Origin of the sequence: Hymenobacter sp. BT559 (assembly GCF_016427535.1) — a bacterium.
GTDB lineage: Bacteria > Bacteroidota > Bacteroidia > Cytophagales > Hymenobacteraceae > Hymenobacter.
In genome coordinates, this window is record NZ_JAELXV010000001.1 from 622,294 (window position 1) to 635,807 (window position 13,514).

6 protein-coding genes are annotated in these 13,514 nt (G+C 56.6%); all 6 read right to left on the minus strand.

Annotation, left to right across the window (positions count from 1 at the left end; translation table 11 throughout):
• Window positions 1-2 precede the first annotated feature (2 nt).
• Complete coding sequence (locus JAO77_RS02655) at window positions 3-3,305, minus strand: VCBS repeat-containing protein (RefSeq protein ID WP_198988721.1); 3,303 nt, start codon at window positions 3,303-3,305, stop codon at window positions 3-5.
• 224 nt (window positions 3,306-3,529) lie between these two features.
• A complete protein-coding gene (locus tag JAO77_RS02660; protein WP_198988722.1) occupies window positions 3,530-4,624 on the minus strand; it encodes a family 10 glycosylhydrolase in 1,095 nt (364 codons plus the stop codon).
• Window positions 4,621-5,568, minus strand: coding sequence for a carbohydrate-binding family 9-like protein (locus JAO77_RS02665; protein WP_235998183.1), 948 nt, complete (start codon window positions 5,566-5,568; stop codon window positions 4,621-4,623). The genes JAO77_RS02660 and JAO77_RS02665 overlap by 4 nt, the downstream gene beginning before the upstream one ends.
• A 273-nt stretch (window positions 5,569-5,841) precedes the next feature.
• Window positions 5,842-7,437 carry a SusD/RagB family nutrient-binding outer membrane lipoprotein gene (locus JAO77_RS02670; protein WP_198988723.1) on the minus strand — a complete coding sequence of 532 codons (1,596 nt, stop codon included), beginning with the start codon at window positions 7,435-7,437 and terminating at the stop codon, window positions 5,842-5,844.
• A 9-nt stretch (window positions 7,438-7,446) separates the two neighbouring features.
• The gene (locus JAO77_RS02675; protein ID WP_235998184.1) at window positions 7,447-10,485 is read right to left on the minus strand and encodes a SusC/RagA family TonB-linked outer membrane protein; all 3,039 of its coding nucleotides are present in this window, start codon (window positions 10,483-10,485) and stop codon (window positions 7,447-7,449) included.
• 691 nt (window positions 10,486-11,176) lie between these two features.
• Window positions 11,177-13,480 carry a GH92 family glycosyl hydrolase gene (locus JAO77_RS02680; RefSeq protein ID WP_198988725.1) on the minus strand — a complete coding sequence of 768 codons (2,304 nt, stop codon included), beginning with the start codon at window positions 13,478-13,480 and terminating at the stop codon, window positions 11,177-11,179.
• Window positions 13,481-13,514 lie beyond the last annotated feature (34 nt).

Here is a 13,514-nt window from a genome sequence, read left to right on the forward strand (position 1 = left end):
CGTTATTCTTTGTAAAATTGTACAGGGCCATTGCTCACGCCCACTACTAAGTAAGGCTGCTTATTCACCGTGATTTCGCTCACCGACTTCACATCGCCGAGCACGCAAATGCCCGCCGCCGGCTGCTTGACGTAGCTGAAGTGGCCCTTGCCATCGCCTTGCAGTAGGCAGCCATAGTTGGCGTCCATGCTGCCTAGTTTCAGGCGGTTGTCGGTGTGGTTGCCGAGCAGTAGCAGGTCGCGGTGGCCGTCGTGGTTGTAGTCGCCGCTCGTAATCTGGGTGACCATCGAAAACTGGGCTTCCATGGGCAGCTCGGTGGGGGTGAAGGTGCCTTTGTTATTCAAAAACAGCGTGGTGCGCAGCTCGGTAGCTTCCAGCTTGCCGGCCTTGCCTAGGTCGTCGCTGCTGAAAATATCCGTCATTACCGCATCGGCGTACGCCTTGTAGGAGGTGAAGCGGCGGCGCATGGGGTATATCACATCATTTAGCTCGTCGCGGCTCACAAACGGGTAGCTTTTGCCATCCACATAGAAGTTTAGGAAGGGGTCGATAGAACCATTATTGTCAAAGTCAGCGTAGTAGAGCGCGGCCGGCTCCTGGGCGGTGGCCCGCAGCTGGCTGTTTAGCCCTAGGTTGCCAGCGACGAGGTCAGGCTGCCCATCGGCGTTGACATCGGCCACGTGCAGACTAAACCAAAAGCCGGTTTGGGGTGTGCTGAAATAGGTGCTGGTCTGGTCCTTAAAGCCCTGGGGCGTGTTGGTCCACACGGTTAGGGGCATCATTTCGCCGCACAGTACGAGGTCCTTGCGGCCGTCTTTGTTCAAGTCGACCCACTGCGCATCCGTGACCATGCCCGCCTGGGCAAAGGGTACGTTGGCGGCCGTAAACTTGCCTTTGCCATCATTCAGCAGCAGGTAGCTGGTAGGGGGCATGGGGTAGCGGCCCGGTATCACGCGGCCGCCCACGAAAATGTCTATATCACCGTCGTTGTCGGCGTCGGCCGCCCGCACGCAGCTCTTGCTGCTTGCATGGAGCTGGGGCAAGGCCGTAGTAGACAAGGTAAAATGCCCCTTGCCATCGTTGATATAGAACTCGTCCTGCAAATCGTCTTGCCCGGCTTCGTAGAGCGAGTAGCCGCCCTTGGCCACGTACAGGTCAGGGTAGCCGTCGCCGGTGGCGTCGAAAAACGCCGCGGCGGCCACGGTGCCCATCGGCAGGCTGGTGGAGCGACCTAAGGGAGCTTCTACGAACTTGGCACCCGGCTGCTGCAGGTAGAGCTTACCTACTTCGTCTTTGGCCCCGCTCACAAACAAGTCGTCCAGGCCGTCCTTGTTCACGTCGGCTTTTACCATCACCGGCGCGGTTTTGGAGTACATGAACAGCATGAGCAACTGGCGCTTAAAGTCGTTCAAGGCCACTTCTTCGGGCTTGAAATCGAACAGCGGAGCGCTGGGCTTGAATACTTGCTTGGGAGTAGCAGTTGCTGCTTTGGCTACGGGCTTGCCAGTTGGTTTGCCCGTAAGCTGAAGCAGCTGGTTGGCCTTTACTGCTGTGAGCAGCTGCGAGGTTTGGTTGGGCCAGATAACGCGCACCGAATCGACCTTCTGGTTGGCACCTAGGCCAAAATTCAACACCGTGGACACGCACGACAGGTAGCCGCGGTTGGGGTTTACTTCCTGGTACTGCACTTGGCCGGGCGTGTACACAAAGACCTTAGCGCCTACGGCCTGGGTATTCTTGTCGGTGCCTTGCAGCTTTAGCCCTAGGTAGGCCGTGTGGTGCACATCGGTGCTGTGGTTGCGGTAGATGCTGGCCGGCTGGTTGATGGTATTCACCACCAAATCCAAATCACCATCATTGTCCAGGTCGGCGTAAATCGCGCCGTTCGACATGTTAGTTTGGTTTAGGCCCCACTCTTGCTGCTTGTTCGAAAATGTCAGGTTGCGCTCGTTTTTGAAGATGTAATCGGGCACGGAGGTCGAGGGCATCGCCGTTACCAAATCCATCAGCAGAAAGGGCTCTTTGGCCATTGCTTTCTTGATTTTGTAGTCGCCCCAGTAGCGCAGAAAATCCTTGTTGGTGTAGTCGCGCAAGTAGCCGTTGCTGATATAGATGTCTTTGTAACCATCGTTGTCAAAATCAGCAATGAGCGGGCACCAGCTCCAGTCCGTTTTCGACACGCCCGCCAGCTGTCCAATCTCGCTAAAGGTGCCGTCGCCGTTGTTGAGGTGCAGCATGTTGCGCATGTACTGCGGGTACAGCTCCTGCTGGCGCAGCAGCTCAAACGTCTCGTAGTTTTCCTGCAGCTGCAGCGACTTCTGACGGTGGTTATCCGCCGGCAGCATGTCGAGCGTGAAAATATCGGGCTGCGTATCGTTGTTGAAATCAGCAATATCCACACCCATCGAAAAGTGCGAATGGTGCCGCAGCATTTGCTTGGAGTGGTCGCTGAACGTGCCGTTTTTATTATTCAGGTATAGGTAGTCGGGCTCGTTATAATCGTTGGTCACGTAGATGTCCTGCCAGCCATCTTTGTTAATATCAGCCACGGCGATACCTAGGCCAAATGTCAGCGGGCTTTGCACAATGCCGGCCGTTTTTGAAACGTCGGTGAAGTGCCCGTTGTCGTTCTGAAACAGCTTGTTGCCAGCCAGGGCGTCCACTTCGTTTTTGTGGCTGGCAAACTCCATGTTGTCAATCTTTTTGATGTTGTGATTGAGCAAAAACATGTCGAGGTCGCCGTCATTGTCATAGTCTAAGAAGGCCGCCTGCGTGCTGTAGCCGGGGTCATCCAGGCCGTAGCTCTTGGCTTCTTCCTGAAACTTATTGTTTCCTAGATTGATAAACAGCTGGTTGCGGCGCACATCCTCCGCCTTTTTGCCGGAGTAGCACACATAAATATCCAGCAGACCGTCGCCGTTCACGTCGGCCATCGTGGCGCCGGTTTTCCAGCCGTCTTTGCGCCCACCCAGGCCCGGTGCGGCTTGGTCGGTGATGTCCTTGAACTTGCAAGCCCCTAGGTTGAGGTACAGCCGGTTAGGGCGCATATTGCCTGTGAAGAACAAGTCGGCTAGGCCATCACTGTTGATGTCGCCGACTGCCACCCCGCCGCCGTTGTAGAAGTACTCGTAGGATAGGATATTGAGGGCCTCGTTTTCGCTAACGGCATTATTAAAATTGATACCCGTTTCCTGCGCACTGAGCAAGCTAAATAGCGGCTGCTGCGCCTTGCTGCCCAAGGCCAGACCTAGGAAAGCGAGTGTGAGTGAAAAGAAGTAAAAATTTGTAAAGTAACGAGTTAGCATGAAGAGGAGAGTGGTTGAAAGCGCTCAAAAACTAAAACAAGGAGCCACAACAAAGCTTTGCTGGTTAAAAGATACTACAGGACTTTCTTATCACGTAGTTAGAGATTTAAAAGAAAGTCATGCTGAGCTTGCGAAGCATCTTTCGCGCATCGCTGAATGACACGAGAGATGCTTCGCAAGCTCAGCATGACGGAAGGCGTTCTCATCAATTTTGAGCTGCGCCCTTACTTCACCTGGCTGGTTTTTGCCGAAGCCGTTTTGAGTGCGGCCAGCGCGCCATCCGAGACATCGCCGAAAAGCGAAACGCCGGCGGCGCCGTTGCAGAGGGCATTTTCGATACCTTGCTGTATTTCGGCATCGTTTTTAAAATCAGGCAAAAACAAACCGGCATACAGCGGGAATTTGCCGTTCAGCGCCTGCACCCCTTCCTTCACAGCCTGGCCAATCCAGGTCACATTTTCTTTATAGAAGCCGTGGTAAATCATGGGGCACACGCCGCTGATGTTCCAGTTTACCCAGTCTTGCTTCACGTTGCGGTGGGCGATGTCGGGGGTCGGGAACACAGCGGCCGTAATGGGCTTGCGGTATTGCTTGGCTACGTTGGTGAGCCGGCGCACTACCTCATTCACGCGTTGGTAGCGGAAGGCTCGCCACGAAGGGCTCGCCTCGGGGTACTGCACGGTGTCGATGTCGGTGCCATACTCAGCTTTGTAGGCCGCTTTGCACACCGGGCAGTAGCAAAAATCGTATTCGGGCAGCTCGCTGGTTTGCACGATGCCATACTTCGCCCACAGGTTCACGGGTAAAATCACGTCGCAAAACCGCACGTAGTCGAGGTGAATGCCGTCGATGTAGTCCTTTTTGAGGGCAGCGGCGTAGTCCTGCTCTAGGTACTGCTTCACCTCTTCGCGCGAGGGGCACAGCCAGCGGTAGTAGTCGACGTAGGGCGGGTGGGTGGCGCACGACTCGCCCTTGCGGCTCACGGCGTACCACTCGGGGTGGGCAGCCAGCAGCGACTTCTCGCCGCGGTTCATCGTCCAAATCCAGCGGTGGGCTTCGAGCTTCTGGGCCTTGGCGGCGCGGAAGTGCCTTTCGCTATCGGCCTCGAAAAAGATGCCGCGCACGCCGGCTTCGTAGTACTTGCGGTAGCGGGTGGCCAGCTCGGCCTCCGTGTCTTTCTGGTTGGGGTTGGTCCAGACCCAGTGCTTCCAGCCGGCCTTGGGCGCGGCGGGCAGGGCGGCTTGGGCGGCGCCGGGTAGGAGCGGGGCACCTAGGCCCAGCACGGCGCTGGTTTGAATGAATTTGCGGCGGCTCGTCATGGCTTCAGGGTTTCAAGTAGTCCTTCGTCGTTGATGCGAATGGCAGCGCTGCCGGCTGCCGTGATGGTGGCGGTAAACTGGTAAGGCGTGGCTGCCAGCTGCAGCTGGTTGGCCTGCTTGCCAACTGTGGCCTGCGGCTTGATTTTCAACTCAGCCAAGGTAGCGGCATACTTGCCGGTCTTCTTCCGAAATTCTTGCTGGCGGTAGTACACCAGCCATAGGTACTGCTTGCGCAGCTCGGCCTGTGGCATCTGCCAAGTGGTGTTGGCCTGGCGCGTAAACTGCAAGTAGCCCCAGCGCTCGGGGTAGTGCATGTTGATGACCCCCTGCGGCGACCATACCCAGTTGTGCTCGGGTAGGTCTTTGCCAGCGGCATCTTGCAGCTTCACGTTTTTGTTGCCTGCCGCCTTCGTGTCCCACTCTACCCTAGAGAAATTGATGCGCCACAGCGTACCCTCGGTGGGCGGCTGCCACGGGAAGCCCATGCGCACTGCCTTTAGCGGAATGGCCATCTCGACCGTCCAACTCTTGTCCTGGTCCTGGGGCTGGTTGAGGGTGCCATTGATAGCCACGCCCGACCGCAGCCCAGCTACATCCCAGCTAATGAGCGCATCGCCTTTGTCGCGGTAGGGCTTGGGCAGGTACAGGTCAAAAATCTTGTTGATGGCGTTGACCTCGACTTCGAAGTATTGATGGGCGTTATTGTCGGGGTCGATAAAGACTTCGAAGTCGTTGTCCTTGTAAATAATATCGTCGTGGTGCGTCTGGTACGCCCAAATCTGGGGCTCCTGTAAGGTGGCGGCGATGAACAGCGTCGAATCGTTCCAGAGCATTTTCACCCGCGTCTGGTAAGTGGGCAGCGGCTTCTTAACGCCCTCAATGTCCACAAAGTCGGTAGTCCAGGCAGCTTTTTGCCAGTCGCTCTCTTGTAGATTGCCGTCCATCGTCAGCGGTTGGCTGGTGTGCTGCACTACGTAGCCTTTGGGCGGTGTAAAGAGCTCCGCTAGTCCAGCAAAGGGAGCTTGCGCTAGCGCGGGAGCAGTTGCTCCTAGGCCAAGGAATATCTGTAATAGGCCGGTTGAGGGCCGTCGGAAAAAGGAACGTGATAGTGTCATCTAAGCCGGTATGCTACCGAAAAATTACTACAAAAAAAGAGAGGCTTTACCCCAGGTTTGCCCAGCGTAAAGCCTCTCCTAAATTACCTAGGTGCCCTAGGCTTACTTATCCCACCACACGCGCGAGGTCAGTAGGTCGCCGCCGGTGAGGCTCGATACGCCTGAGGCGTAGCCAGCTGGGTTGTTCGATACTTCCGTAACCGGATAAATCAGGCGGCGTGGGATGGTGCCGCCGGTCACGTTGCCGGGGTAGTTCACGGGCGTCAGCTCGGGGTAGCCCGACCGGCGCCAGTTGTTCCAGCCCTCAATAAAGTTGAAGGTCGTAGACGTTTCCAGCCAGTACTGCTCGTTGATTTGCTTGAGCTGGTTAGTAGCACCTAAGGGATTAGCCAGCACAAAGGCATCAATAGTGCCTTGGTTGATGGCCCCGGCCGTGCCAAACTGCGACAGCGATTGCATAGCCCCGCGCACGCCGTTGGCGTAGTGCGTGGCAGCATTGGCGCCCACGCTCCAGCCGCGGTTGGCGGCTTCTGCTAGCAGTAGCTCGGTTTCGGCGTAGGTCAGCAGAAAGTTGGGGGCAGCGCGCTGAATATATACAGCGACGCGGGGCCGCGAGTAGTTGCCTAGGGGCGCCACATCGGCCCCGGTGCCGGTGCCACCGGGGTAGTCCGAGCGTTTGCGAATGTCGTAGGTACCGCCCGTCAGGTCGTAGCCATTGGGCAGGCCACGCTGCAGCGCGGGGGTGTTGTCGCCCACCAGCGCTTGGTTGGCATTGCCAGCAGCACCAGCCGCCGGGATTTCGGCGATGGCCCCCAGGCGGGGGTCATTGGTGGTGCGCAGGTAGTCAATCAGGGTCTTGCTCCACTTCACTTCCCGGAAGTCGTCGGTGGTGAGCAGAGCGTTGGTGGTTGCATTCTGCGTATCGCCGAAAGCAATGTCACCGCGCACAACGGCATTATCGGTGTAGCTGGTCATGGTGCCAGCCGCCGCGGCCTTCTCCGTGTAGGTTTTGGCCAAGGTCGGGTTCGCCTTGGTCATGCGCATAGCCACGCGCACCATCAGCGAGTAACCTAGCTTTTTCCACTGGGCCACGTCGCCGCCGTAAAGCAGGTCGCCTGAGGCTTTAGCACCCGCCGCGTCGAGGCTGGTAATAGCTGCGTCGAGCTGCGTCAGCAGGGCCGGATAAATGTCCTGTTGCTTGTCGTACTGGGGCGTAGTGATACCCTGCGAGGCCATTACTGCCTGCGAGAACGGAATGTCGCCGTAGGCATCGGTGATGCGCTGGAATATCATGATTTTCATGATATTGCTGATGGCAATCACGTTGGTGTAGCGCGAGGCACCCTGGGCGTTAGCCACGGTAATAGCCTGCTGCAAGCGGCTCAGGGCCGTATAGCCTTGGTTGAAGAGCAGCGCCTGGTAGCCCGTGAAGCCACCTGAGTTGGTGTACTTATCGCCGTTGCCGTAATAGTTGAACGTGCTGGCCAGCGCCTGAATAGCTGGGGCCGGGTACAGCAGCTCGCCATATCCCGTGTTAGCAAACGTCAGCTGGCCATCGGTGAGCAGATAGTTCGGATTCAGGTTGGCGGCCGAGGCGGCGTTGGGGTTGGTGTTTACATCGTCCAGATACTTCTCCGAACAGGAGGTGCTGAACAAAGTGGCGGCCGTCAAAGCCGCGTAGATAACTGTCTTTCTCATCGCGCTAGCTTATTTAAATTTAACATTGAGGGTAACACCATACGTGCGGGCGAAAGGCAGCGAGCCGCCTTCTACCCCAGCATAGGCAACGAGGGGCGAGATGGTGTTTTCCGGGTCGATGTTATCGGTGCGCTTCATGATGGTGAACAGGTTGCGGCCTACCAGCGACAGGGTAACGGCCTGGAACGGCGTGCGGGCCAGCAGTGCTTGGTTGAAGGTGTAGCCGAACGTGAGCTGACGGAATTTGATGAAGCTGCCGTCGAGTACCGACAGAGCCGACACGTTGGTAGCCAGTTTGGGGTAGTACTCGTAAGCAGGCACCACGATGTCGTTGCGCTGGCCGTTTTCTTTCACACCTTCGGCAACTACGCCGTTTTCGCGGCCTACTAGGGTAGCCTGGTTGAGGCCACGGTTGTAAGAGTAGTACTCGGTAGCCGACAAAATCTTATTGTTGAATTTGTAGTCAATCAACGCCGACAGGCTGAAGTTCCCGAAGTTGAAATCGTTGTTCCAGCCGCCGAATAGGTTAGCAATGCCCGAGCCCATAGGTTTCAGGTCGCCGCGCAGCGGCACGCCATCGCTACCCACAATCACGTTGCCGCTAGCATCGCGCTTGTAGTCGTAGGCCCGCACCTGCGAGATAGCCATGCCCTTCACGATGCCGATGTTGCCGTTCATGGGGCGGTAGGTGCCGGTTTGCAGCGGGTTGTTGGCGCCGCCGTCGATGTCCAGTACCTCGTTGTGCAGCTTGGTGAAGTTGAAGGTCGACGACCAAGTGAAAGTGCCGCGCTTGATGGGCACTACGTTCAGAGCCAATTCTACACCGCGGTTCAGGGTCGAGCCTAGGTTCACGGTAGTGCCCTCGTAGCCCGTCGATACTGACAGGGCCGCGTTTACAATTTCGCCGGTGGTCTTGCGGTTGAAGTACGCCACGTCCAAGCCAATGCGGTTGTTGAGGAACTTCAACTCGGTACCAATTTCAAACTCGCGCAGGTTGTAGGGGCGCAGGTTGGCATTGGGCAGGGTCGAGCTGTACGAAGCACGTGGCACACCATTGATGGGGTTACCGATGTTGTAGTACAGGTCAGTCAGGTAGGGGTTAGCGGCCTCGCCGCTGGTCTTGGCGTAAGAGGCACGCAGCTTGCCATAGCTCAGGGCCGGCGAGTCGAGCAGGTCCGAGAAGATGAAGCTACCCGCTACCGACGGCGTAAAGATGCTGCGGTTGCCGTTGGGCAGCGACGAGAAACGGTCGTAGCGGCCGGTCGTGCTCAGCGTCAAGAACTTGTAGGTGAAGTCGGCGGTGTAGTAAAGCGAAGGCGTTACGAGCTCCGTAGACTGGTACTCTAGGTTGCGGGTGCGCAGGTTGGTGGGCGTGTACAGGTAGGGTACGATGAAGTTCCCACCGTATAAGCGGCTGCTCTCAAACTTGTTGCGACGGTAGTTGGCACCTACGCTAGCGCTGATGGAGAAGTCCTGGTTCAGGCTCTTGCTGAACGACAAGAGAGCGTCCGAGTTCATTTCCAGGCGGCTACCTAGAGTTAGGTTGTCGAGGGCACCTTCGCCGGCGTTCGAATAGAGCGTGCCATAGGGCGTTACGCCAAAGCGACGGTCGCTGGAGTAGTCGTAGCCGATGCGGCCCAGTAGCGAGAGGTAGTCGGTGAACTGGTAGCGGGCCGAGAGCGAGCTGATGAGGCGCTTGCGCGATACGTCATTCACAAACTGGTTCACTACAAACCAAGGGTTAGTAGCGTAGCTGTCCGAGTTCCAAGCCGTTTCGAGGCCATTGTTGTTGGGGTCGTAGCCGGGCGACAGCGTAGCCTGGTCGATGTTGGGCGCCAGGAACAAGATGTTGTTGGCGTTCAGCGGCGCGTCGCTCAGCTGCGCGCGGTTTTTGTCCTGCTGGTCGATGTAGCTGGCCGTCAAGTTAAAGCTTAGCTTGGTAGTCAGGTCGTAGTTCGTGTTGAAGTTAATCGTGCGACGCGTCAGGCCGCTGTTGCGCAGGATAGACTTGCTGTCTAGGTTCGACAGCGATAGGCGGTAGGTGCCTTTCTCGCCGCCACCCGAAACTGCTACTGTGTTCGTCCACGACGGGGCAGTGCGGTAGAAGTTGTTGATGTTGCCTTTTACCTTAGAATAAGCGTGCTGCTGGCCGTCGATGCCGATGGTTTGCGAGCCATCAAGGCGCGAGCCCCAGGCCGTGTTGCCCGATACGATGGCCGAAGCCCGGTCGGTGGGCTTTATGCCTTGGCTGCCCTGGCCGTACTGGTCCTGGAAGTTGGTGTTGTCAACGGCGCGGTCAAGCTGGTAGTTGGTGTTGTACTCAATCGTGGTTTTGGTGCGCGAGCCGCTCTTGGTCGTGATTTGAATTACGCCGTTGGCTGCCCGGGCGCCATACAGGGCCGAAGCCGTCGAGCCTTTCAGCACCGTCACGGTTTCGATATCATCGGGGTTGATGTTGCTGATACCGTCGCCTAGGTCAGCGCCGCCCCACTCGCCAGCACTGCCCCGCACGGTGTTATCCATCGGTACACCGTTGATAACAATCAGCGGCGACGACGTGCCCGAGAACGACGTTACGCCCCGAATGTTGAGGCGTGCCGATGAGCCAGGGCCACCGCTGGCGCCTGCCACGTTGAGACCCGCCACGCGGCCCTGCAGTGAGTTAGCCACGTTGGTTTCGCGCGCTACGTTGAGCAGGCCGCCATCTACTTTCGTAACAGCGTAGCCAATCTTACGCTCGTCTTTTTTGATACCTAGGGCCGTTACCACGACCTCGCCAAGCTCCTTGTTATCAACGGCCATAATCACGTTGATAGAGGAGCGGCCTTTCACTTGGACAGTTTGGCTTACATAGCCCACGTAGGAAAATACCAGCGTGCCTTCGTTGGGTACGTTCACGGCGTAGTTGCCATCCACGTCCGAGGTGGTGCCCTGGGTGGTGCCGCTTACCAGGATGCTTACCCCAATCAGGGGCTCATTGGTAGCACTGGTTATCTTACCAGAAACCTTGCTGGCTTGGGCAAAGGCGTAGCCTTGACAAAGCAGCAAGAGTAGGACAAGTAACTGTATGGTTCTTCTCATGGCAAGTTGAGTAAGGTGAGGGAAATGTGGGGTGAGGTGAACTAGTGGAACAAGCGAAGGCCGGCAGAGAGCGACGAATAGCGCTGGCGGAACGAAGGCTTTGCACGGAGCTGAAAATAAGCCTCGTGAATGCTAAAGCACAACCGAAAATAAGCTGGAAAACGGTATTAATTCGCCTTGGGAAGTACTGCACCTAAAGCACGCTTCCGGGGGCGCTGCGTCGCGGAGAATAGCTTGAGCAGAGGGTAAGCATGCTTCTTTACAAATATGAATTTAAGGAGAGGGGTAGGCTTAAGCTAAAGCGTCTGGCACCACTCAACTATTTTGTAAAACAAAGGCTGCTCTAAGTACTTGGTCAACTGAATGCTTCAAGGTAATACTCTTGGTGTCAACTTACTACTATCAATTTAAAAAATTGATAAAAAATTAACTCAAAAGTAATCAGGTGTCCGTTATAAAACAAATTAATTATTTTATACTCAGTGTAATGACCTGAACCAAAAAGCTAGTTGCTAAGATTTAATAGTTGACCAATGCCGTGTTTATAAGGCCAATTCTAGCCTGAAGTGCACCATGAAGTAAGCTACCGGAAATTGGTACTAATTTAATCCGGTCTAAGCTAAGGTTGAGCTAAGTAAGGGGCTTATCTAGCTCAACCTTAGTTCATGGCCGACCTAGGCCGGTCTTGCGGCGCCACGCCCCAGGTAGCACTAGGCTTGGGACCCATTTCCATTACTAGCTTGCCGCCCTGCTGTAAGTCCTGGTACCGGAGGTAGGACTTGCTATAGGATTTGCCATTAAGCGTAACGCGTTGGATGTACTTGTTGGCCGTGCTGTTATTTTTTGCTTCAATAGCAAACGTCTTGCCGCCGCCCAGCGCGATGGTAGCCTGATTAATCGAGGGGCTGCCGAAGATGAAGTTGCCGTTGGCGGGGTTGAGCTGGTAGAAGCCTAGGGTCGAGAGCACATGCCAGGCCGACATCTGCCCCACGTCTTCGTTGCCGATAATGCCGTCGTTTTTAGTTGTGTAGAAGTTATCGGTGATGAAGCGGACCTTTTCAGCCGTTTTCCAGGGCTGGCCCACGTAGCTGTAGAGGTAGGTGATGTGGTGGCCCGGCTCGTTGCCGTGCGCATACATACCGATGAGGCCCGAGATGTCGGGCGAGGCCTCGGCGCCCATGTCACCTTTCACAACGAACAGCGAATCGAGCTTCTGGCTGAAGCGCTTTTCGCCCCCTAGTAGGCCGATGAGACCTTCCACATCCTGCGGCACTAGCCAGGTGTACTGCCAGGCGTTGCCCTCCGTGAAGTCGCTTTTCATATGCACCGACGAGAAGGGGCTGAACGGCGTGCGCCACTCGGTTTGCGATACGCGGCCTCGCATGAAGCCCACGCGCTTGTCGAAGTAGTTCTGGTAGTTCTGGCCGCGCTTACTGAAGTAGGCGTAATCTTCTTTTTTACCCATCTTCTTGGCCATCTGCGCAATGCACCAGTCATCGATGGCGTATTCCAGGCCCTTCGACACGTTCTCGACCTCGCTATCGGCCGGAATGTAGCCCAACTCCTTCACCGATTTCAGGCCGAACTCGTTGCCCATGGCAGTGGCCTTAATGGCCTCATAGGCTAGGTTAGCGTCGAAGCCTTTGAAGCCTTTCATGTAAGCATCTACCACTACCGGCACGGCGCTGTAGCCCACCATGCAGTTGGTTTCGTTGGCCATAAGATGCCACACTGGCAGCTTGCCCTGCTGCTGGTAAATAGCTAGCATGCTCTGCACCATGTCGTTGACGCGCTTGGGCTGGAGCAGGGTAAAGAGCGGATGAGCCGCCCGGTAGGTATCCCAGAGCGAGAAGGTAGTGAGGTTGGTAAAGCCGGGATTGGTGTGCACTTTCTTGTCAGTGCCCCAGTAATCACCGTTGTGGTCATTGAAAATCGACGGGGCTACCATGGTGTGGTAGAGCGCCGTGTAAAAAGTCTTCATACGGACCGGGTCGGCCTGGATGCGCACCTTTTGCAGCTCCTGGTTCCAAGCAGCGTCGGCCTGGGCGACAGTTTTGGTGAAGTTCCAACCCGGCAGTTCGGCCCTAATGTTGGCCAGCGCGCCAGTGGTACTTACGGGCGAGATGCCGACTTTTAGCTTCACCACCTCGCCTTCTTTGGTCGTGAACGTGACAACGCCTTTCAGCCGGTTGCCGCTAGCGGCGGGCGTAGTGTTGCCTAAGGTATCCGTTACCTGCACGCTAGTGAACTCGCGGATAGGCTTCGACAGGACGGCCGCGAAATACAGGCGCTGGTCCTTGGCCCAGCCCTTGGAGAAGCGGTATCCTACCAGAGTGCTGTCGTTGAGCTTTTCGATGTGGGTATCGGTGGCTAGGTCCCAGCCGATGCCCTGCTGCAAGTCAAACACAAGGTGCGCCGCGTCGGACTTGGGGAAGGTGTACTGGTGGAAGCCTACCCGTTCGGTGGCCGTCAGCTCGGCCTTGATGTTGTAGCGCTTGAGGCGCACGCTGTAGTAGCCGGGGCGTACGCTTTCTTCCTTGTGTGAAAACAGCGAAATGAAACCTTTCTGTGGATTTTTGGGCGTGCCTTTTACTACCCGCACGTCGCCGGTGGTAGGCATCACGGCCACATCACCTAGGTCGCCGATGCCGGTGCCGCTGAGGTGGGTGTGCGAAAAACCCACGATAGTGGAATCAGAATAATGGTAGCCCGAGCACCAGTCCCAGCCCTCCGAGCGGTTGACTGGCCCTAGCTGCACACCGCCAAATGGCACGTTGGCCCCCAAGAACACGTGGCCGTGAAACCCGGTGCCGATGTAAGGGTCGACGTACTGCGTAAGGCCGGCCGCCGGGGCCAGGCGCGAGACCTTGCGCGGCGGGGTACCGGCCGCGGCAGTTAATGCCGCAATGCTGCAAGCCAACGCGGCTGCTGAGTAACGAAATGGGGTGGGGTAGAACTTCATAAAACGCACAAAATCAACTGAAGCGGAGAGCCTA

Excerpts from the sequence above, each read along its gene's own strand:
- JAO77_RS02655 (WP_198988721.1), bottom strand. The coding sequence starts at position 3,305 with ATGCTAACTCGTTACTTTACAAATTTTTACTTCTTTTCACTCACACTC.
- JAO77_RS02660 (WP_198988722.1), bottom strand. The coding sequence starts at position 4,624 with ATGACGAGCCGCCGCAAATTCATTCAAACCAGCGCCGTGCTGGGCCTA.
- JAO77_RS02665 (WP_235998183.1), bottom strand. The coding sequence starts at position 5,568 with ATGGACGGCAATCTACAAGAGAGCGACTGGCAAAAAGCTGCCTGGACT.
- JAO77_RS02670 (WP_198988723.1), bottom strand. The coding sequence starts at position 7,437 with ATGAGAAAGACAGTTATCTACGCGGCTTTGACGGCCGCCACTTTGTTC.
- JAO77_RS02680 (WP_198988725.1), bottom strand. The coding sequence starts at position 13,480 with ATGAAGTTCTACCCCACCCCATTTCGTTACTCAGCAGCCGCGTTGGCT.